At 72.9% G+C, this 20,712-nt stretch carries 14 protein-coding genes and 1 pseudogene; 7 read left to right on the forward strand and 8 right to left on the reverse strand.

The window, feature by feature from the left end:
• Positions 1–152: 152 nt before the first annotated feature.
• On the reverse strand, positions 153–1,244 hold the full coding sequence (locus ACSLTV_RS01140) for a metallophosphoesterase (protein WP_432136592.1): 1,092 nt from the start codon (positions 1,242–1,244) through the stop codon (positions 153–155).
• 602 nt (positions 1,245–1,846) lie between these two features.
• Positions 1,847–2,962, reverse strand: coding sequence for a LacI family DNA-binding transcriptional regulator (locus ACSLTV_RS01145; protein ID WP_432136593.1), 1,116 nt, complete (start codon positions 2,960–2,962; stop codon positions 1,847–1,849).
• Between the two features lie 428 nt (positions 2,963–3,390).
• Here ACSLTV_RS01145 and hisC point away from each other — a divergent pair, with 428 nt between their 5' ends.
• The 6 genes and pseudogenes from hisC (at position 3,391) to ACSLTV_RS01175 (ending at position 12,503) form a co-directional block, all read left to right on the forward strand.
• Positions 3,391–4,470: a histidinol-phosphate transaminase gene (gene hisC / locus ACSLTV_RS01150; RefSeq protein ID WP_432136594.1), complete on the forward strand. Its 1,080-nt coding sequence runs from the start codon at positions 3,391–3,393 to the stop codon at positions 4,468–4,470.
• 279 nt (positions 4,471–4,749) lie between these two features.
• The gene (locus tag ACSLTV_RS01155; RefSeq protein WP_432136595.1) at positions 4,750–6,258 is read left to right on the forward strand and encodes a cytochrome ubiquinol oxidase subunit I; all 1,509 of its coding nucleotides are present in this window, start codon (positions 4,750–4,752) and stop codon (positions 6,256–6,258) included.
• Between the two features lie 20 nt (positions 6,259–6,278).
• The gene (cydB, locus tag ACSLTV_RS01160; protein WP_432156536.1) at positions 6,279–7,283 is read left to right on the forward strand and encodes a cytochrome d ubiquinol oxidase subunit II; all 1,005 of its coding nucleotides are present in this window, start codon (positions 6,279–6,281) and stop codon (positions 7,281–7,283) included.
• Positions 7,284–7,334: 51 nt separating this feature from the next.
• Positions 7,335–10,913 (forward strand): thiol reductant ABC exporter subunit CydD, encoded by a 3,579-nt coding sequence (gene cydD, locus ACSLTV_RS01165; protein WP_432136597.1) that lies wholly within the window; start codon positions 7,335–7,337, stop codon positions 10,911–10,913.
• A gap of 104 nt (positions 10,914–11,017) precedes the next feature.
• Positions 11,018–11,216: pseudogene (locus ACSLTV_RS01170) on the forward strand (histidine kinase); the annotation flags it as partial.
• 234 nt (positions 11,217–11,450) lie between these two features.
• Positions 11,451–12,503 carry a peptidoglycan DD-metalloendopeptidase family protein gene (locus ACSLTV_RS01175; protein WP_432136598.1) on the forward strand — a complete coding sequence of 351 codons (1,053 nt, stop codon included), beginning with the start codon at positions 11,451–11,453 and terminating at the stop codon, positions 12,501–12,503.
• A 138-nt stretch (positions 12,504–12,641) separates the two neighbouring features.
• On the opposite strand, the gene ACSLTV_RS01180 is transcribed toward ACSLTV_RS01175, so the two are convergent.
• Entirely contained in the window at positions 12,642–13,529 is an 888-nt protein-coding gene (locus ACSLTV_RS01180) for an HAD family hydrolase (protein WP_435611461.1), read from the reverse strand.
• An 88-nt stretch (positions 13,530–13,617) separates the two neighbouring features.
• Entirely contained in the window at positions 13,618–14,517 is a 900-nt protein-coding gene (locus tag ACSLTV_RS01185) for an LLM class flavin-dependent oxidoreductase (RefSeq protein ID WP_432136600.1), read from the reverse strand.
• 339 nt (positions 14,518–14,856) lie between these two features.
• Here ACSLTV_RS01185 and ACSLTV_RS01190 point away from each other — a divergent pair, with 339 nt between their 5' ends.
• A complete protein-coding gene (locus tag ACSLTV_RS01190) occupies positions 14,857–16,866 on the forward strand; it encodes a hypothetical protein (protein WP_432136601.1) in 2,010 nt (669 codons plus the stop codon).
• Between the two features lie 40 nt (positions 16,867–16,906).
• Here ACSLTV_RS01190 and ACSLTV_RS01195 read toward each other — a convergent pair whose 3' ends face one another.
• From ACSLTV_RS01195 to ACSLTV_RS01210, 4 genes are all read right to left on the reverse strand, one after another.
• Complete coding sequence (locus ACSLTV_RS01195; protein WP_432136602.1) at positions 16,907–17,353, reverse strand: hypothetical protein; 447 nt, start codon at positions 17,351–17,353, stop codon at positions 16,907–16,909.
• 44 nt (positions 17,354–17,397) lie between these two features.
• Positions 17,398–17,946 carry an RNA 2'-phosphotransferase gene (locus ACSLTV_RS01200; protein WP_432136603.1) on the reverse strand — a complete coding sequence of 183 codons (549 nt, stop codon included), beginning with the start codon at positions 17,944–17,946 and terminating at the stop codon, positions 17,398–17,400.
• A gap of 140 nt (positions 17,947–18,086) precedes the next feature.
• Entirely contained in the window at positions 18,087–19,847 is a 1,761-nt protein-coding gene (locus ACSLTV_RS01205; protein WP_435611462.1) for an SDR family oxidoreductase, read from the reverse strand.
• Complete coding sequence (locus ACSLTV_RS01210) at positions 19,844–20,686, reverse strand: M24 family metallopeptidase (RefSeq protein WP_435611463.1); 843 nt, start codon at positions 20,684–20,686, stop codon at positions 19,844–19,846. The genes ACSLTV_RS01205 and ACSLTV_RS01210 overlap by 4 nt, the downstream gene beginning before the upstream one ends.
• Between the last annotated feature and the right edge of the window lie 26 nt (positions 20,687–20,712).

Below are 20,712 nucleotides of genomic sequence, written 5' to 3' on the forward strand. Positions count from 1 at the left end.
AACGGAGGGGAGCCTGCTACGGATAAGCCGATGGTAGAGCGGTGACACCGCGCGGTGACAGGGGGTTTGCCGAAATTGGCCGTACCGGCCGCCCGCCGGACCCGGCCACGACAGCGCCGGAGTACGGGCGTTCGGTGCGGATCGGCGAACGGTCAGACGTCCAGCGGCAGGGGGCGGACCAGCAGCTTTCCGGCCATGGTCACGCCGCCGTCCATCGCGATGGCGAGCCCGTCGGCGTAGACGTGCGGTCCCTCGACGACGGGTCCGGTGCCGTCCTCGCCGTCCTCGGAGCCGACTTCGCCGAGCAGATAGGGGATCGGGCTGTGGCCGTGAACGATGCGGGTGCCGCCGTACGTATCGAGCAGGGAGCGCACGGCGTCGGCGCCACCCTCGTCGCGGAAGGAGAAGCGCTTGGTGAACTTGCGGAACAGGTCCCAGCATTCGTCGGCGTCGTTGCGGGTGAGGGTCTCGCGGACGGTGTCGTTGACCGCCTCGATCGAGTCGCCGTAGTCGAGATACGCGGTGGTGTCGGAGTGGACGAGCAGATAACCGTCGACCGCCTCGACGGCGTCGAGGCGGGCCATCCACTGCAGGTGGTGGTCCTGGAGCCGGTCCATGTCGGACTTCTGGCCACCGTTGAGGAGCCAGGCCGCCTGGAAGGTGGCGGTGCCGGCTCCGGAGTTGACGGGGGTGTCGCCGAACCGTTTGGCGCCGAGCAGGAGCAACTCGTGGTTGCCCATGAGTGCCTTGCAGTAGCCGCCGGCCGCGGCGGCCTCCGCCGACAGGCGCATCACGAGGTCGATGACACCGATGCCGTCCGGGCCGCGGTCGGTGAAGTCGCCGAGGAACCACAGGCGGCTGTTCCCGGCGCACCAGTGACCGTCCGCGTCGATCAGACCCTGTTCCTGGAGGGCGGTCACGAGCTCGTCCAGATAGCCGTGGACGTCGCCGACGACGAACAGCGGTCCGGGGACGTTGCCGGGTGCCGGGGCCGCGGGGGCCTGGGCGGCGGCGGGGTCGACGGGCACCTGCAGCGTGTCACCCCGATTGATGACGGGCAGATCGCGCTGTGTGGGGGTGTACCCCTCCGGGTGCTCCACGCTCTCGTCCGGGGGCGGTACGACGTCTCCGGGATGGGCGGTGTCGCCGTACGGACCGGTCTCGTGGACGTACGCGGGCACCCGGAAGTCACGCAGCGTCGCCGTTCGCTCCACTTCCGGCCCCTGACCGGCCCCCTGAGTCATCAGACCCCTCCACCATCGCGCCGCAGCTGCACCGCTTCGGACTGCCTGGTCGCAGCGGCCCGCGGTGTCGTGGGCCCATCATAGGAATGCGGATCGCGCCGTGTGATGACCCAGGGGTAGTCAATCGGAGCGATGCTCCAGTTCAGCGTGGCTTTCGCCCCGATTGCCCGAGCTGTGCCCCGGCCGGCGTGCGCCGCCCGACCTCGCCCAGCGCTCCTCGCACGCCCCTGGGGACCGGCCCGGCCGCCCTTGACCACAGTGTCGTACGTCCCTGAGGGCCGACCCGGCCGCCCTTGCGTACTGTGTCGGCCGCCCCTGAGGACGACTCCGAGCGAGCCGCGGCAGGCGAGGTGCCGGTGCCGGTGCCGGAACCGGCACCCGCTGGCCGGGCAGCAGGTGAGGGCGTTGCGTCGGCCCCGGACGAGCCCGGCTCCCCACCGCCCCGGCTCGCTCCCCGGCCCCCGACCCCTGAACCCGCTCCGGCCCCGGCCCTCGCCTCCCGGCCCCGGCCCTCGCCCACAGGACCGGCCCTCGACCGGCCCCGGACGGCAGGACCCGACACCCCAGACCCGGTTCCCAGGCCCGGCCCCGGACCCGGCCCCCTACCCGACCCCCTCAGGCCCCCGAGGCGCGCTCACCGTCGTGCGCGGTGGACGTCGCTGGGACGAGGTACGGATGATCAGTTCGGTCGGTATCACCTGTTCGACGGGCCGGTCCGACTCCACGCCCTCGATGGCGTCGATGAGGAGCTGGATCACGGCCGTGCCGATACGTCGCGGCTTGAGCGAGAGCGTGGTGATCGGCGGCTCGGTGCTGGCGTACACGGTCGACTCGCTGCAGCACACCAGCAGCAGGTCCTCCGGGACCCGCAGCCCGTAGCGGCGCGCGGCGGCGAGCAGGTCCGTGCCGTTGGGGTCGAAGAGGCCGTACACCGCGTCCGGCCGGTCGGGCCGGGCCAGCAGCCGGTCGGCGGCGACGGCGCCGGCGCAGGGGTCGTGCGCGGGGTACGCCTCGTAGACGGGGTCCTGTCCGACCCGCTCGCACCAGCGCAGGTAGGCGGTGGTGGACAGGTGGGTGTACGTGTCCGTCGAGGTTCCGGTCAGCAGCCCGATCCGGCGGGCGCCGGCGTCGGCGAGGTGGTCGAGGATGTCCAGGACGGCGGCCTCGTGGTCGTTGTCGACCCACGCGGTGACCGGCAGTGTGCCCGCCGGCCGGCCGTCGGAGACGACCGGTAAACCCTGCCGGACGAGTTCGCTGACCACCGGGTCCTGGTCGGAGGGGTCGATCACGACGGTTCCGTCCAGCGCGACGTTCGACCACACGTCGTGGCGGGAGGTCGCGGGCAGGATGACCAGCGCGTACCCGCGGGCGAGCGCGGCGGAGGTGGCGGCGCGCGCCATCTCCGCGAAGTACGCGAACTCCGTGAAGGTGAAAGGTTCATCCCCGTACGTGGTCACGGTCAGACCGATGAGCCCCGACTTGCCGGTACGGAGCGTGCGGGCCGCCGCGGAGGGCCGGTAGCCCAGCCGGTCGGCGACCTCGCGCACATGGCGTCGGGTGGCATCGGGGAGCCTGCCCTTGCCGTTCAGGGCATCGGAGACGGTTGTGATGGAGACTCCGGCGGCGGCGGCAACGTCCCTGATGCCCGCCCGGCCCGGCCGGCTGCCTCGGCGTGAGGTTTCCGCGCGGCTCACCTGGTGCTTCCCTGCTGCTGTCATGGCGAGCCGATAGTAGGGCTCATCAGGTGGGGTAGGGCGGACGCATATGCACGCGTTGACAGGCACGTTTCTGCAAGGTCATCTTCGGTCAACTGCGTTAGAAACGAAGTCAGTTAACCGTTTCAATGCCTCTACCTGACTTGTCGGCGCGCATGAGCCTGCCAAGAAGCCGATGTCTCGAAGAGGTCTCAACTCACCTGCACGAGGGATGCGCGCCACGGCGCGAGCCACCGGCGCGTAGATATATGTACGACGCGCCCCCGCGTGGGCGACGATTGGTCTTGCTTCCTGCGCTGATGCCCCGGATGCGCCCCGGTGCCGGGGGTGACCCACGAGCTCGGTACCGACCGCTACGCAGCCGGGCCGAATCCTCATAAGGTAAGCAGTATTGAAGCCGGTGAGCCGGTATGGTCGCGAGGAGGACTGCGGTGAGCGAGACGAGCCCGAAGCTGCGTGCCGAGCTGGCGGGGATTCCCACCTACAAGCCGGGCAAGCCCGCCGCGGCCGGCGGCGCCGTGGCCTACAAGCTGTCCTCGAACGAGAACCCGTACCCGCCGCTGCCCGGCGTGATGGAGACCGTGACGGCCGCCGCCTCGGCGTTCAACCGTTACCCCGACATGGCCTGCACCGGCCTGATGGACGAGCTGTCGGAGCGCTTCGGCGTCCCGCCGGCCCACCTGTCCACCGGCACCGGCTCGGTCGGTGTCGCGCAGCAGTTGCTGCAGGCCACCTCCGGCCCCGGCGACGAGGTGATCTACGCCTGGCGGTCCTTCGAGGCGTACCCGATCATCACCCAGATCAGCGGGGCCACGTCGGTGCGCGTGCCGCTGACCTCCGGCGAGGTGCACGACCTGGACGCGATGGCGGACGCGATCACCGACCGGACCCGGCTGATCTTCGTCTGCAACCCGAACAACCCGACCGGCACCGTGGTGAAGCGGGCCGAGCTGGAGCGGTTCCTGGACCGGGTGCCCGGCGATGTGCTGGTGGTGCTGGACGAGGCGTACCGGGAGTTCATCCGCGACCCCGAGGTCCCGGACGGGGTGGAGATCTACCGAGAGCGCCCCAACGTGTGCGTGCTGCGGACCTTCTCCAAGGCCTACGGCCTGGCCGGTCTGCGGGTGGGCTTCGCCATCGCGCACGAGCCGGTGGCGGCGGCGCTGCGCAAGACGGCGGTGCCGTTCGGCGTCAGCCAGCTCGCGCAGGACGCGGCCGTCGCCTCGCTGCGTGCCGAGGACGAGCTGCTGGGCCGGGTCGGCTCCCTGGTGTGCGAGCGCACCCGCGTGGTGGACGCGCTGCGAGCGCAGGGCTGGACGGTGCCGGAGACGCAGGCGAACTTCGTGTGGCTGCGGCTGGGGGAGCGCACGGTGGACTTCGCCGCCGCGTGCGAGCAGGCCGGCGTGGTGATCCGGCCGTTCGCGGGCGAGGGTGTGCGGGTCACGGTCGGGGAGGCCGAGGCGAACGACATCTTCCTGAAGGCGGCGGAGTCGTTCCGCAAGGACCTCTGAGGGGGTCCTTCCGCGCCCGCCTCTGAGAGATTCCCCGCATTCCCCGCTTCCCCCGTAAGGGCCTCTTACGGTTTCTCCGCAGCTCAGGGCCCGTGGCGGTGGTGTCGCCACGGGCCTTTCGGGCATGTCCGCAGGACCTCTCGGACCGCGAGGGGGACCCCCCGCCCCTCAACGGTCGAACGTCTATGCTGCATAATGCTTGTGAATGTGAACGCGTTCACAAGCGATGTTCACAAGCGACCCTGTCGCTGCGCCACGGCGATGTAAGGAGAAAGCGACGTGGACCTGGCTCTGGCGCCCGAGACACTGGCGCGCTGGCAATTCGGCATCACCACCGTCTACCACTTTCTGTTCGTCCCGCTGACGATCTCGCTGGCCGCCCTCACGGCCGGACTGCAGACCGCCTGGGTGCGCACGGACAAGGAGAAGTACCTCAGGGCCACCAAGTTCTGGGGCAAGCTCTTCCTGATCAACATCGCCATGGGTGTCGTCACCGGCATCGTGCAGGAGTTCCAGTTCGGTATGAACTGGTCCGACTACTCCCGGTTCGTCGGTGACATCTTCGGGGCCCCGCTCGCCTTCGAGGCACTGATCGCCTTCTTCTTCGAGTCCACCTTCATCGGCCTGTGGATCTTCGGCTGGGACAAGCTGCCGAAGAAGCTCCACCTCGCCACGATCTGGATGGTCTCGATCGGCACGGTCCTGTCGGCCTACTTCATCCTCGCGGCGAACTCCTGGATGCAGCACCCGGTCGGCTACCGGATCAACGAGGCGAGGGGGCGTGCCGAGCTGACCGACTTCTGGGCCGTGCTGACCCAGAACACCGCGCTCAGCCAGGCTTTCCACACGCTGTCAGCCGCCTTCCTGACCGGCGGTGCCTTCATGGTCGGCATCGCGGCCTTCCACCTCGCCCGCAGGAAGCACGTGGTCGAGATGAAGACCTCGCTGCGGCTCGGCCTGGTCACCGTGGTCGTCGCCGGACTGCTCACCGCGGTCAGCGGTGACACCCTCGGCAAGGTCATGTTCGAACAGCAGCCCATGAAGATGGCCGCCGCCGAGGCCCTGTGGGACGGCGAGGACTCCGCGCCGTTCTCGGTCTTCGCCGTCGGCGACGTCGACAAGGGCCACAACAGGGTCGCCATCGAGGTGCCGGGCCTGCTGTCCTTCCTGGCCGACAACAACTTCGACTCCCACGTTCCCGGCATCAACGACGTCAACAAGGCCGAGCAGGAGCAGTTCGGGCCCGGCGACTACCGGCCCAACATCCCGGTCGCCTACTGGGGCTTCCGCTGGATGATCGGCTTCGGCATGGCGTCCTTCGCCATCGGTCTGGCCGGACTCTGGCTCACCCGCAAGAAGTTCCTGCTGCCGAAGCACCTGAGGGTCGCCGAGGACGAGGTGCCGCACCTGGTCCTGTTCAAGAACAGGGCGCTCGGAACGAGGCTCACCCCCTGGGCCTGGCGCATCGCTATCTGGACCCTGGCCTTCCCGCTGATCGCCAACTCCTGGGGCTGGATCTTCACCGAGATGGGCCGCCAGCCGTGGGTCGTCTACGGCGTCCTGCGCACCAGCGACGCGGTCTCCCCCGGCGTCTCCCAGGGCGAGGTCCTCACCTCGATGATCATCTTCACCGCGCTGTACGCGATCCTCGCGGTCATCGAGGTGAAGCTGCTCGCGAAGTACGTGAAGGCCGGCCCGCCCGAGCTCACCGAGGCCGACCTCAATCCGCCCACGAAGATCGGCGGCGACTCCCGGGACGCCGACAAGCCGATGGCCTTCTCGTACTAGGCCGAGGGAGCTGCACAGTCATGGAACTGCACGACGTCTGGTTCGTCCTGATCGCCGTCCTGTGGATCGGATACTTCTTCCTGGAGGGGTTCGACTTCGGGGTCGGCATCCTCACCAAGCTGCTGGCCCGTGACCGGGCCGAGAAGCGGGTCCTGATCAACACCATCGGCCCCGTCTGGGACGGCAACGAGGTGTGGCTGCTCACCGCGGGCGGCGCCACCTTCGCCGCCTTCCCCGAGTGGTACGCCACGCTGTTCTCCGGCTTCTACCTCCCCCTGCTGATCATCCTTGTCTGCCTGATCGTGCGGGGCGTGGCCTTCGAGTACCGGGCCAAGCGGCCCGAAGAGAGCTGGCAGCGCAACTGGGAGACGGCGATCTTCTGGTCGTCCCTGGTCCCGGCACTCCTGTGGGGCGTCGCCTTCGGCAACATCGTGCGGGGCGTGCAGATCGACCAGAACCACGAGTACGTGGGCGACTTCTGGGATCTGCTCAATCCGTACGCGCTGCTCGGCGGCCTGGTGACGCTGACGCTGTTCACCTTCCACGGAGCGGTGTTCACCGCCCTCAAGACCGTCGGTGACATCCGGGAGCGGGCGCGGAAGCTGGCGCTCCAGGTGGGCATCGCCACCGCCGCGCTGTCCCTGGTCTTCCTGCTGTGGACGCAGATCGACAGCGGGGACGCCAAGAGCCTGGTCGCGCTGGTCGTGGCGGTGGCCGCACTGGTCGCCGCGCTGGTGGCGAACCAGGCCGGACGCGAGGGCTGGTCGTTCGCGCTGTCCGGCGTCACCATCGTGGCCGCTGTGGCGATGCTCTTCCTGACGCTCTTCCCGAACGTGATGCCGTCCACCCTCGACGCCGGCTGGAGCCTCACGGTCACCAACGCCTCGTCGAGCGGCTACACCCTGAAGATCATGACCTGGTGCGCGGCTGTCGCCACCCCGGTGGTGCTGCTCTACCAGGGCTGGACCTACTGGGTGTTCCGCAAGCGGATCGGCACGCAGCACATCGCCGAGCCCGTGCACTGAACCAACGAGCGTGCACCGAACACCGACCCCGTGTCCCGAGGTGTGTTTCACGTGAAACCAATCGATCCGCGTCTTCTCCGGTACGCCCGCACCACGCGGTTCTTCCTGCTGGCGGTCGTCGGACTGGGCGTGGTCGGGGCGCTGCTGGTCATCGCCCAGGCGATGCTCATCGCCGAGGTGGTGGTCGGTGCCTTCGAGCACGGGCTGTCGGTGCCGGAACTGCGGACTCCCCTGGTGCTGCTGGCCGCCGTGGCGGGTGGCCGGGCGCTGGTCGGCTGGCTCACCGAGCTGTCCGCCCACCGGGCGAGCGCGGCCGTGAAGTCGGAGCTGCGGGGGCGCCTGCTGGAGCGCGCCGCCGCGCTCGGTCCCGGATGGCTGAGCGGGCAGCGGACCGGTTCGCTGGTCGCCCTCGCCACCCGGGGCATCGACGCCCTCGACGACTACTTCTCGCGGTATCTGCCCCAGCTGGGGCTCGCGGTGGTCGTCCCCGTGGCGGTGCTGGCGCGGATCGTGACCGAGGACTGGGTATCCGCCGCGATCATCGTCGCCACCCTGCCGCTGATCCCGGTGTTCATGGTGCTCATCGGCTGGGCCACCCAGTCCCGGATGGACCGCCAGTGGCGGCTGCTGTCGCGGCTGTCCGGGCACTTCCTGGACGTGGTCGCGGGCCTGCCGACGCTGAAGGTGTTCGGCCGGGCCAAGGCGCAGGCCGAGTCGATCAAGCGCATCACCGGCGAGTACCGTCAGGCGACCCTGCGTACCCTGCGGATCGCCTTCCTCTCCTCGTTCGCCCTGGAACTGCTGGCCACCCTCTCGGTGGCGCTGGTCGCGGTGACGATCGGCATGCGGCTCGTGCACGGTGAGATGGACCTGTACGACGGCCTGGTCGTCCTGATCCTGGCGCCCGAGGCATATCTTCCGCTGCGCCAGGTCGGCGCCCAGTACCACGCGGCGGCCGAGGGCCTGGCGGCCGCCGAGGAGATCTTCGAGGTACTGGAGACGCCCCTGCCGGAGTCCGGCACGCGGGCTGTCCCGGCCGGAGCCCTGACCTTCGAGAACGTGACCGTCCGCTACCCCGGCCGGTCCGCCGACGCGGTCGCGGACGCCTCCTTCACCGTCCGGCCCGGCGAGACCGTCGCGCTCGTCGGCCCGAGCGGCGCGGGCAAGTCCACGCTGCTGAACGTGGCGCTCGGGTTCGTCCGGCCGACCGCGGGCCGGGTACGCGTCGGCGGGGCCGACCTCGCCGGGCTCGATCTGGAGCAGTGGCGGTCGAGGATCGCCTGGGTGCCGCAGCGCCCCCACCTGGTCGCCGGCACCGTCGCCGAGAACGTACGGCTGGCCCGGCCCGACGCGGACGACTTCGACGTACGCCGGGCGCTGGCGGACGCGGGGGCGCTGGACTTCGTCGACGCGCTGCCGCAGGGCCCCGACACCGTCCTCGGCGAGGACGGCGCCGGCCTGTCCGCCGGGCAGCGGCAGCGGCTCGCGCTGGCCCGGGCGTTCCTCGCGGACCGGCCGGTCCTGCTCCTCGACGAGCCGACGGCCGCGCTGGACGGGCGCACCGAGGCGGAGGTCGTGGCGGCGGTACGGCGGCTGGCGGCCGGGCGGACCGTGTTGCTGGTGGTGCACCGGCCGGCACTGCTGGGCGTGGCGGACCGGGTGGTGCGGCTGACCGAACCGGCGGCACCGGCCGCACGGCACGGCGCCACCATGCCGTCCGGCGTCACTATGCCGTCCGGCGCTACCACGTCAGCCGGCGTCGTCACGTCGTTCGACGCCACCACGTCGACCGGCGTCACCAGGCCGGCCCCCATCACCGGGCCGGCCCGCGCCCGGGAGGTCTCCGGCACGGTGCCCGAGGCGGCGGGCGCCGCGCCGGCGAGGAGCGTCCTCGCCCGGGTCCGCGCCATGTCGGGCGCCCGGCGCGGTCGGCTCGGGGCGGCCCTGTTGCTGGGCAGCCTGGCGCTCGGCAGCGCGGTCGGCCTGATGGCCACGTCCGGCTGGCTGATCTCGCGCGCCTCGCAGCAGCCACCCGTGCTGCACCTGATGGTGGCCGTGACGGCGACCCGGGCCTTCGGTATCGGGCGGGCGGTGTTCCGGTACGCCGAGCGGCTGGTGTCGCACGACGCGGTGCTGCGCATGCTCGCCGACACCCGGGTCGCCGTCTACCGGCGGCTGGAACGGCTGGCCCCGGCCGGACTGCGCGCCACCCGCCGCGGCGATCTGCTGTCCCGGCTGGTCGCGGACGTGGACGCCCTGCAGGACTACTGGTTGCGCTGGCTGCTGCCGGCCGGCGCCGCCGCCGTCGTCTCCGCCGGTGCCGTCGGGTTCACGGCCTGGCTGCTCCCGGAGGCGGGTGCGGTGCTGGCCGGCGGACTGGTCGCGGCCGGTGTGGGCGTACCGCTGATCACCGCGGCGGTGGCCCGCCGGGCCGAGCGCCGGCTGGCCCCGGCCCGCGGGGAGCTGGCCACCCGGGTGGCCGACCTGCTCACCGGCACCGCCGAGCTGACCGTCGCCGGGGCGCTGCCCGCCCGGACCGCCGAGGCCCGCGCGGCCGACGGGGTGCTGACCCGGATCGCCGCGCGGGCCGCGACGGCGACCGCGCTGGGCGACGGGCTGACCGCGCTGGTGTCCGGGCTGACCGTCGCGGGAGCCGCGCTGGTCGGAGCCCGGGCGGTCGGCGACGGCCGGCTGAGCGGTGTGGCGATGGCCGTGGTGGTGCTGACCCCGCTGGCCGCCTTCGAGGCGGTGCTGGGGCTGCCGCTCGCCGTGCAGTACCGCCAGCGGGTGCGCCGGAGCGCCGAGCGGGTGTACGAGGTGCTGGACTCCCCCGAGCCGGTGCGGGAGCCGGAGCGGCCCCGGCAGGCACCGGTGTCGCCGTTCCCGCTGGTGGTGAAGGGGCTGACCGCCCGCCACGCAGGCCAGACCCGGGACGCGCTGGCCGGGGCCGACCTCACGCTCGCCGAGGGGCGCCGGATCGCCGTGGTCGGCCCGTCCGGCTCCGGCAAGACGACCCTCGCCCAGGTGCTGCTGCGCTTCCTCGACCCGGACACCGGCGGCTACACGCTGGGCGGCGTGGACGCGTACGCGTTGGCCGGCGACGACGTACGGCGGCTGGTCGGGCTGTGCGCGCAGGACGCGCACCTCTTCGACAGCTCGGTGCGGGAGAACCTGCTGCTCGCCAGGAAGGACGCCACCGAGGCCGACCTGCGCGACGCGCTCGCCCGGGCCCGGCTGCTGGAGTGGGCCGACGGGCTGCCGGACGGGCTGGACACGCTGGTCGGGGAGCACGGGGCGCGGCTGTCCGGCGGGCAGCGGCAGCGGCTCGCGCTGGCGCGGGCCCTGCTGGCGGACTTCCCGGTGCTGGTGCTCGACGAGCCCGCCGAGCACCTCGACCTGCCCACGGCCGACGCGCTCACCGCCGACCTGCTGACCGCCACCGAGGGCCGCACCACCCTGCTGATCACCCACCGGCTGGCCGGACTGGAGGCCGTGGACGAGGTGGTCGTCCTGGACGAGGGACGGATCGTGCAGCGCGGGCCGTACGCCGAGCTGGCGGCCGGTCCGGGCCCCCTGCGCGCGATGGCCGAGCGGGAGGCGGCGGCACAGTCGCTGCTGAGGGCGGGGTGAACACGATGACGTACCAGCGGCCCGCACACCGGCTCGTCCCGGCCGCCAGGTCGTCGTAGGCCCACGTCACGTCCGGCACACCGCCTTCCGAACCCCGGGCCGCCGGTCCCTCGGCGGAACTCGCCGCACGGGTGCCGCAGTTGCCGGAGACGATGCGGTCCGCGGGCAGCGGTGCGGAGCCGCACTCGACGCTGGACCGCATCTGCGAGACGGCCGCCGCGCTCACCCGGACCCGGTACGCGGCCGTCGGGGATGGTCGCCGAGGACCTCGACGGGCTCTGCGAGTTCGTCCACCACGGCGTCGACGGGCCGCCGCGGCGGACTGCGCGACCTCCGGCACCGCGCGCGGTCCCCGGGCGGCGACGGTCACCACGGCGCCGGCACAGGAAAGGACGGCGGAGGCACCACCGTGGTCGGGGAGGCGCCGCACCGAGGCGGGCGCCGCCCGGCATCCGATGAGCCATCCGGGTCTGCGTGTCCCCCGGGCGTATGTCTTGAACAGGCCCCGGGGCAGGCCGCCGGGCGAGGATCACTGACATGCGCTCACTTCGCCGCCGCCCGCTGCTCGTCTCGGTCCTGCTGTGCGCCGCCGCGGTGCTGGCGGCGCGCCCGACCACCGCCGACGGCGAGTACGACGACGGCCGCTCGGGGGCCGGTGCGGAGGTGGCCCGGCTGTACGCGGAGGCGGCCGCGGCGACCCGGCAGTGGGAGGAGGGCCGGCGCGCGGCCGACGCGCAGCGGGCCGAGGCCGAGCGGATCGAGGGGCTGCTGGGCCGGGAGCGCCGCGAACTCGCCTCCCTGCGCGAGGACCTCGGCCGCATCGCCCGCGCCCAGTACCGCGACGGCGGCGGCCTCCCCGCCGCCGCACAGCTCGTCCTCGCCGGCAGCACCGAGGACCTGATGCGCGGTCAGCGGGTTTTCTCGCAGGCCAACCAGGCCGTCGACAACGCGATCGACAAGAGCCGCCGTGCCGAGCGCCGGCTGGCCGCCGACGAGGCGCGGGCGGCGACCGCCTGGCGGGCCCTGGAACGGCGCAACGCCGAACTCGCCTCCCTGAAGAAGGACATCGAGCACAAGCTGCAGGCGGCTCGGATCCGCTTGCAGGGCCAGGCGGACGCCTCGGCCGCCGCGGGCGCCTGCCGGGGCGCGGTGCGCCTGGACCAGCCGTCTTCGCACTTCACCAGCGCGTGGGTGGCGCCCGTGGAGGCGTACGCGATGTCGGCGGGCTTCGGCAGCGGCGGCTCGCGCTGGGCGAACCGCCACACCGGGCAGGACTTCGCCGTGCCGATCGGGACGCCGGTGCGGGCGGTCGGCGAGGGCCGGGTGGTGCGCGTGGCGTGCGGGGGCGCCTTCGGCATGCAGGTCGTTCTCGAACACCCCGGCGGCTACTACACGCAGTACGCCCACCTGGCCTCCGTCGCCGTCGACCAGGGGGAGCGGGTGGCCACCGGACAGTGGATCGGCCAGTCCGGCACGACCGGCAACTCCACCGGGCCGCACCTGCACTTCGAGGTGCGGGTCACCCCGGAGACGGGCTCGGCGGTGAACCCGGTGCCGTGGCTGGCGGCCCGGGGCGTGCCGGTGGGCTGACGTGGCGGGACGGGTGCCCCGGGTGGCGTGCGGGGGCGCCTTCGGCATGCAGGTCGTCATCGATCGGCCCGGCGGCACTTCATGGGCCCCGTGAGCTTCCGGCGCGTCGGGCAGTGCGTGGACGTCCCGGGACAGCGCTCAGCCCCGTTCGGCCACCAGTCGCTCGATGACGACCGCGACACCGTCGTCGTTGTTGGCGACCGTGCGCCCGGAGGCCGCCGCGACCACGTCCGGGTGCGCGTTGCCCATGGCGTACGACCGGCCCGCCCAGGTCAGCATCTCGACGTCGTTGGGCATGTCACCGAAGGCGACGACCTCCTCGTGGGAGATGCCGCGTTCCGCGCAGCACAGGGCGAGCGTGCTCGCCTTGGACACATCGGGCCCGCTGATCTCCAGCAGGGCGCTGGGGCTGGACCGGGTGACCGTGGCGAGGTCGCCGACGGCGAGCCGGGCGAGGCCGAGGAAGGCGTCGGGGTCGAGCGTCGGATGGTAGGCGAGGATCTTCAGCACGGGCTCGTGCGCGCTCGGGGCGTCGGGACCCAGCAGCTCCTCGGCGGGCGCCAGGGTGTCCGGCACCTCCATGTGCAGCTTCGGATACGCCGGTTCCTGGTTGAAACCGTAGGTCTGCTCCACCGCGTACACCGTGCCCGGCGCCGCCTGCCGCAGCAGACGCACGGCGTCCAGCGCGTTCTCGCGGGCCAGCTCGCGCACCTTCACGAACCGGTGGGTGCCGGGGCCGCCGTGCAGGTCGACCACGGCGGCGCCGTTGCCGCAGATCGCCAGGCCGTGCCCGTGGACGTGGTCGCTGACGACGTCCATCCAGCGGGCCGGGCGGCCGGTGACGAAGAAGACCGCGATCCCCGCCTCCTCGGCGGCGGCGAGCGCGGCGACCGTGCGTGGGGAGACCGTCTTGTCGTCCCGCAGCAGCGTGCCGTCCAGATCGGTGGCGATCAGCCGGGGCGGGAGGGCGGCGGCCGACGTCTCGGGCTCTGTAGTCGCTGAGGTCACCGGCCCATTCTCGCGCATATGCCCGCACGGCCGTGCGGCAGTGCGCACAGATGAGACGCAGACGACGCCCGCCCCCTTGTCGGGTCAGCGCCGGGTCGCTGCCGGGTCAGCGCAGCTGCGCCGGCGCCTCCATGGCGATCCGCTCGAAGACCTTGGCGTCGGCGGCGAAGTCCGAATCCGGGATCGGCCAGTGGATCACCAGCTCGGTGAAGCCCAGCGCCTGGTGGCGGCCCGCGAAGTCGACGAACGCGTCCAGCGACCCCAGCGGCCGGCTCCGGTCCGGGGTGAACCCGGTGAGGAGGATCCTGTCGAGCTCGTCCGGCTGCCGTCCGACGGCCGCGCACGCCTCGCCCAGCTTCTCGATCTGGCCCGCGAGAGCGCGCACCGACTCCTCGGGCGTGCCGTTCTCGAACAGCTTCGGGTCCCCGGTGGTCACCCACGCCTGCCCGTGCCGGGCGGCCAGCCGCATCCCGCGCGGGCCGGTCGCGGCCACCGCGAAGGGCAGCCGGGGCCGCTGGACGCAGCCGGGGATGTTCCGCGCCTCGTGCGCCGAGTAGAAGGTGCCGTCGTGGGTGACGGAGTCCTCGGTCAGCAGCCGGTCGAGCAGCGGGACGAACTCGCCGAGCCGGTCGGCGCGCTCCCGCGGGCTCCAGGGCTCCTGGCCGAGCGCGGTGGCGTCGAAGCCGGTGCCGCCCGCGCCGATGCCGAGGGTGATCCGGCCGCCGGAGATGTCGTCCAGGGAGATCAGCTCCTTGGCGAGGGTCACCGGGTGCCGGAAGTTCGGCGAGGTCACCAGCGTGCCGAGCCGCATCCGGTCGGTCGCCGAGGCCGCGGCGGTCAGCGTGGGGACGGCGCCGAACCAGGGGCCGTCGCGGAACGGGACGCGCCAGGAGAGGTGGTCGTAGGTGTAGCCGGTGTGGAAGCCCAGCTCCTCGGCCCGCGACCAAGCGGCGCGGCCGCCCTCGTGCCAGCGGCGGTGGGGGAGTATCACGGTGCTCAGACGCATGGCCCCGACGATACGCGCCGAGGAGCCGACCCCTTCGCCGGCCGGTGCCGTCGTCGCTCCCCCCGGCCGGTGCCGTCCGGCGGGGCGCGGGGACCGCGGGTGCAGCAGGTGCTTCCGCGCATCAGCCGCATCATGTCCCCCGCATCGGCCATTACAGCCGTCCGGTCGCACGCGGTCACCGGTACGGGTGGCGCTTCCGCGGCCTCGGGGGCGGAGAGCGAGTGCCCGCGTCGCGCCGCTGTCACTGTGAACCGCATCCGCCGCGGCGGCGAACCACGCGGTGTACCACGCCCGGAGATCGCCCGGCGACCCCTGTTCCCGTCAGGAAACGGAGTTCCTGTGCGACGTCGCAGTGCCGCTCTGCTCACCGCCCTGCTCGCCTCCCTCGCGGTGGGGGCCGCGTACCCGCAGAGCAGCGACGGGTCACCGCCCGGACTCGACAGACTGCGTCAGAGCGGTGAGGTACGTGGTGCCCGAGGGCCCCTCCCCGGTGCCGAGGTGACGCTGCTCCAGGCCGGGGACCGACCCGGTGCGGGCGCCCGCCCGCTGGCCCGCGCGCGCAGCGACTCGCGCGGCCGTTTCAGCCTCTCCTACCGTGCTCCGCACAGCCCGGACGCCGTGCTGTACCTAACCGCGGACGCGGGACGGTCCGGTTACGGGGACGACCGGGCCGCCCGGGGCGCGCGGCCGGTCCGGCTGGTCGCGATGCTCGGTGTCGGCCGCCGTACCGGGAAGGTGGTGCTCAACGAGCGCACCACGGTCGCGGCGGGCTTCGCGATGGCGCAGTTCACCCAGGGAGGCGAGGTCGCGGGCCGCGGCCCCGGGCTGCAGAACGCCGCGGCCGTCTCCCACAACCTGGCCGACGTCGGTGACGGGACGGTCGCCACGCTGCTCGCCACCGCACCCAACGGCGACCGCACGTCCACCCTGCGCGCCTTCAACACGCTGGCGGACATCCTGTCCGGCTGCACCGCCGGGCAGACCTGCGACGCGCTCTTCGAACTGGCCGCACGGCCCGGCGCCCCCGCGCCCCGGGAGACCTTCCAGGCGGTGGCGGACATCGCCCGGCTGCCCGGGCAGCACGCCACCGGTCTCTTCGCCCTGGCGGACGGCCGGAACACCTACCGGCCCCGGCTGGCGAAGGCCCCCGACGCGTGGACGCTCGCCCTGCGCTACGTGGGCAACGGGCACGAACTGGACGGTCCGGGCAACGTCGCGTTCGACGCGGAGGGCACGGCCTGGATCGTCAACAACTACACGTTCGGCGCCGATCCCTCGCGGTCCGTGTGCGGCTCGCGCATCCTGTCCCGGCTCACTCCGACCGGCGCCGACGTGCCCGGCGCCCCCTACCGCGGCGGCGGGCTGTACGGCGCGGGCTTCGGCGCCGCCGTCGACCCCCGGGGGCACGCCTGGGCGGCCAACTTCGGCTTCCAGGGCACCGGCTGCCCGCTCGACGCCGGCCGCCTGTACCGCAGTGTCTCCGAGTTCGGCCCCGACGGCCGGCCCCTGTCACCGCCCCGGGGCTGGCGCCGGGGCGGCATCCTCCAGCCGCAGGGCACCCTGTCGGACCGCGACGGGAACGTCTGGGTCGCCAACTGCGGGGGCAGGAGCGTCACCCGGATCCCGGACGGGGATGCGCGGCGGGCCCGGAACATCGCGCCCGGCGGTGACAGCCTGGTCAAGCCGTTCGGTGTCACGGTGGACACGCGCGGGCGGGCCTGGGTGACCGGCAACGGGAGCGACAGCGTCACGCTGCTGTCCCCGCAGGGCAGGCCCCTTCGCTCGATCACCGGCGGCGGGATCAAGCGGCCCATGGGCATCGCCGCCGACAGCCTGGGCCACGTTTACGTGGCCAACAGCGGCGCGGTGGTCGCGCCGTGCGAGGGCACCACGCCGGCCATGGTCGCCGAAGCGGTCGCCGACATCGTCACCCGGCACGTCGACGCCTCGGTCACGATGATCCGCCCCGACGGCACCACCCCCGCCGAGCCCTTCGTCAACGACGGTCTGTTCCTGCCCTGGGGCATCGCGGTGGACGGCGACGACACGGTCTGGGTGGCGAACTTCGGCGGCCACCGCCTGGCCAACCTGTGCGGTGCCCGCCTGTCCGCCTGCCCGCCCGGGCTCCGCACCGGCGACCCGATCTCGCCGGCGGACACCGGCTACACCAGCGACGGGCTGGAACGCAACACCGCCGTGCAGATCGACCCCTCGGGCAACGTCTGGCTGGCCAACAACTGGCGGGACGTGCCGGTGCAGACCAACCCCGGCGGCCACGAGATGGTGGTCTTCGTCGGGCTGGCCGCCCCGGTCCGTACCCCGCTGTTCGGGCCGCCCCGGCACCTCTGACCGAGCGGGAGCCGGGTGTGGCTGTTCGGCGATCCGCCGCTCACCGCACCCGGCCGCTCAGCCACGGGGTGAGGGCGAGCATCGGCATGAACTCCTTGTGCGTACGGTCCCCGGGCAGCGGGACCATGAGGAAGTAGCCGGGCGGGAAACGGCGTGCCTTGACCCAGGCGTGGCCCTCGTACAGCGAGCGCAGGAAGGCGGGGACGTCGGCGCGTGCCACGTCGGGGCAGTCGACGCCGTCCACGCCGATCAGCGCGTCGTCCTCGGGGAAGAGACGGACCCGTACCCGGGGCGAGCCGCCGAGTTCCACCAGGGCCTCGTGCGGCAGCGAACCGTCCGGGTCCACGGTGACGCCGACGCCGGCGGCGCTGCGGCGGGAGGTCTGGTCGGCGCCGATGTCGTGCGTGACCCGGATGTCCCGCCCGTACGCGGCGGCGAGGGTCCGCAGGGCGGCGACGGCGGACTCGGTCGTCGGGAATTGGTCCATACCTCTGCTCATGCCGGGGAAGACGCCCCCGGGCGGCCGGAGGTTCAGCCCCGGCCCGGGAACCGCAGATGGCGGGGCGGCACCGCCTTCGTCAGCCAGACCCCGTTCGCGCTGACGTGGAAGACGTGGCCGTCGCGGTGCATGGCCCCCGCGTCGACCGCGAGGACCACGGGCCGGCCGCGCCGGGCGCCGACGCGGGTCGCGGTCTCCCGGTCGGCCGAGAGGTGCACGTCGTGCCGGTTCATGGGGCGCAGCCCCTCGGCGCGGATCGCGTCCAGGAAGCGGGCCACGGTGCCGTGGTAGAGGTACGCGGGCGGGGTGGCCGGCGCCAGTCCCAGGTCGACCGCGACGCTGTGGCCCTGGCTGGCGCGGATGCGGGTGCCGTCGACGGCGAACCGATGCTTGTCGTTGGCGGCGACCACCTGGTCCAGCTCCTCCCGGGTGAAGCGGAACCCGTGGGCGCCCGCCGCCGCGATGAGGAGGCCGATCTCCACCCAGCCGCCCTCGTCGAGGGTGAGCCCGATCTGCTCGGGCTGGTGGCGCAGGTGCTTGGACAGGTACTTCGACACCCGCACCGTTCGTCTTTCGTCCATCCCTCCAGGGTGACGCGCGAGAGGTACGTCACGCGAACGATTTCCCCGCGGAGGTTTGATCCACAGCCAACCACGCTTATCCACAGGCCCAGTTGTCCAGTCTGTGGACAACTCGGCGTCTCGTCGGGCCATTTGGAGCTCTAGAGTCGCGGCTCCACCCGCGCCAGCGCCCGCAGCACCCGCGGCGCGAACCGCGCCAGCGCGTGGGCGCCGCGCGCCTCGGGCGTCACCGGCACCACCGCCGCGTTGTCCGCCACCGCGCGCAGGATCGCGTCGGCGACCTTCTCCGGCGGGTAGTTGCGCACCCCGTACGCCCGCGCGGTCCGCCTCTGCCGCCGCTTCTCCTCCTCCGCGTCCACGCCGACGAAGGTGGCCGTGCCGGTGATGCCCGTGTTGACCAGCCCGGGGCAGATCGCGCTCACCCCGATGCCCCGGCCCGCCAGCTCCGCCCGCAGGCACTCGCTCAGCATCAGCACCGCCGCCTTGGAGGTGCCGTACGCGGACAGCACCCGGGACGGCTGGTAGGCCGCCGCCGAGGCGGTGTTCACGATGTGCCCGCCCTGGCCGCGCTCGGCCATCCGCGCGCCGAAGAGCCGGCAGCCGTGGATGACGCCCCACAGGTTGACGTCGAGCACCTTGCGCCAGTCCTCGGGTGTGGTGTCGAAGAACGAACCGGACAGGCCGATGCCGGCGTTGTTCACCAGCACGTCCACCACACCGTGATCGCGGTGCACCCGCTCCGCGAGCTTCTCCATGGCCTGCGCGTCGGAGACGTCCACCGTCTCCGCCCAGGCGTCGGCCGCGCCGATGAGCCGGCTCATCTCGGCGGTCCGGGCGGCGCCCTCCGCGTCCCGGTCGACGGCGATCACGCGCGCGCCGGCCTCCGCGAAGGCGTACGCGGTGGCCCGCCCGATACCGCCGGCCGCACCCGTGACCAGCACCAGCTGTCCGGCGAACCGGTCGGCGTACGGGCCGCCGCCCGCCCGCTCGGCGCCCGGCCGGCCGCCCTCCACCGAGGTCACGAAGTCGGTGATCCACCCGGCGAGCCGGTCGGGCCGGGTGCGCGGAACCCAGTGCCGGGCGGTCAGGGTGCGCCGGGTCAGCCGCGGCACCCACCGCTCCAGGCCGTCGTACAGGCGGGGGGAGAGGAACGCGTCGTCCAGGGGGGTGATGAGCTGCACGGGCGCGTGCGCGTACGCGTCGGGGCGCGGGTGGCGCAGCCGGGCGCGGACGTTGTCCCGGTACAGCCAGGCGCCGTGGGCCGCGTCCGACGGCAGGGAGGGCGTCGGGTAGCCGTCGCCGGGCACCTGCTCCAGGCGGCGCAGCAGCCCGGGCCAGCGCTTGCCGAGGGGGCCGCGCCAGGCGAGTTCGGGGACGGCCGGCGTGTGCAGCAGGTAGACGTACCAGGACTTGGCGCCCTGGCCGAGGAGCTGGCCGACCCGGCGCGGGGTCGGCCGCTTCACCCGCTCGCCGATCCAGTGGCCGAAGTGGTCCAGGGACGGCCCCGACAGCGAGGTGAAGGACGCGATCCGCCCCTCGGTGCGCCGCACCGTGACGAACTCCCAGGACTGCACCGAGCCCCAGTCGTGCCCGACCAGGTGGACCGGGCGGTCGGGGCTGACGGCGTCGATCACCGCCAGGAAGTCGTCCGTCAGCTTCTCCAGCGTGAACCCGCCCCGCAGCGGTTTCGGCGCGGTGGAGCGGCCGTGGCCGCGCACGTCGTACAGCACGACGTGGAAGCGCTCGGCCAGCCGGGTAGCGACCTCGGACCAGACCTCCTTGCTGTCCGGGTAGCCGTGGACGAGGACCACGGTCGGCGCCCCGGGATCGCCCAGTTCGGCCACGCACAGCTCGACCCCGCCGGTGCGCACCCTGCGTTCGCGTGCCTCCACGCCGGTCACTCCCCCTTCGCCCAGCGCCGCGTGTGCGGCAGATCGTCGTCCAGCCAGAACGCGCTCTCATCGGGGTCGGCCGAGTCCGTCACCACGAGGATCTCCTCGAACTTCGCCCCCGTTCCCCGGAACCCGAGGTGCGGCTCGACCGCCCACAGGCCCGGCCGCGGCGGGTGGTCGGAGAAGCGGTACGGCGACCACAGCGGCGACCAGCCCTCACGGTGGCCGTGCAGCACGTCGGAGAGCAGCCCCTTCAGGGACTGCGTGCCGAACCCGAACACATGGGGCGCGAAGCGGCGTTCGCGCACCCGGTCCACCTTGTGCGCGATCACGCCGAACGGATACGCGCGGTGCCGGTTGGCGTACCCCTGGCGGACCATGAGGCGGTCCACGTCCTGGTAGATCTCGCGCAGCGACCGCCGCTCGCGCACCTCGCGCAGGATCAGCGCCCGGTGCTCCTCCAGGTCGGCCATCAGCCTGTCCTGGAGGGGGTTCGGGCCCAGCGACCCGGAGTAGCCGATGTCGGCCGTGTACCCGCCGTACACCGGTGCCATGTCGAGGATGAACGGCATCCCCGGCTCCAGGCGCCGGTCGGTGGGGAAGAACTGCAGGGGGATCCGGAACCCGGTGAAGGCCGTGCGGTCGCCGAACCAGGCGAACGGGAGGTGGAACCAGTCGCGCACCCCGCGCTCGCGCAGCCACTCCCGCTGCATCCGCGCGGCCTCACGCTCCGTCACCCCGGGTGCCAGCCGGGCCGCGACGGACTCGGCGCACTCGTAGGCGAGACGTTGTACGTTCCGGAAACCTCGCAGCTCCGTCGCGCGTTCACTGGATGACGCCGTAGTCATGCCACCTCGCCCACCGTTGCGGTACG

The sequence above is a fragment of the Streptomyces sp. bgisy159 genome (assembly GCF_965341775.1).
Taxonomy (GTDB): Bacteria; Actinomycetota; Actinomycetes; order Streptomycetales; family Streptomycetaceae; genus Streptomyces.

Excerpts from the sequence above, each read along its gene's own strand:
- ACSLTV_RS01140 (WP_432136592.1), bottom strand. The coding sequence starts at position 1,244 with ATGACTCAGGGGGCCGGTCAGGGGCCGGAAGTGGAGCGAACGGCGACG.
- ACSLTV_RS01145 (WP_432136593.1), bottom strand. The coding sequence starts at position 2,962 with ATGACAGCAGCAGGGAAGCACCAGGTGAGCCGCGCGGAAACCTCACGC.
- cydB (WP_432156536.1), top strand. The coding sequence starts at position 6,279 with ATGGAACTGCACGACGTCTGGTTCGTCCTGATCGCCGTCCTGTGGATC.
- ACSLTV_RS01175 (WP_432136598.1), top strand. The coding sequence starts at position 11,451 with ATGCGCTCACTTCGCCGCCGCCCGCTGCTCGTCTCGGTCCTGCTGTGC.
- ACSLTV_RS01180 (WP_435611461.1), bottom strand. The coding sequence starts at position 13,529 with ATGCGCGAGAATGGGCCGGTGACCTCAGCGACTACAGAGCCCGAGACG.
- ACSLTV_RS01185 (WP_432136600.1), bottom strand. The coding sequence starts at position 14,517 with ATGCGTCTGAGCACCGTGATACTCCCCCACCGCCGCTGGCACGAGGGC.
- ACSLTV_RS01195 (WP_432136602.1), bottom strand. The coding sequence starts at position 17,353 with ATGGACCAATTCCCGACGACCGAGTCCGCCGTCGCCGCCCTGCGGACC.
- ACSLTV_RS01200 (WP_432136603.1), bottom strand. The coding sequence starts at position 17,946 with ATGGACGAAAGACGAACGGTGCGGGTGTCGAAGTACCTGTCCAAGCAC.
- ACSLTV_RS01210 (WP_435611463.1), bottom strand. The coding sequence starts at position 20,686 with ATGACTACGGCGTCATCCAGTGAACGCGCGACGGAGCTGCGAGGTTTC.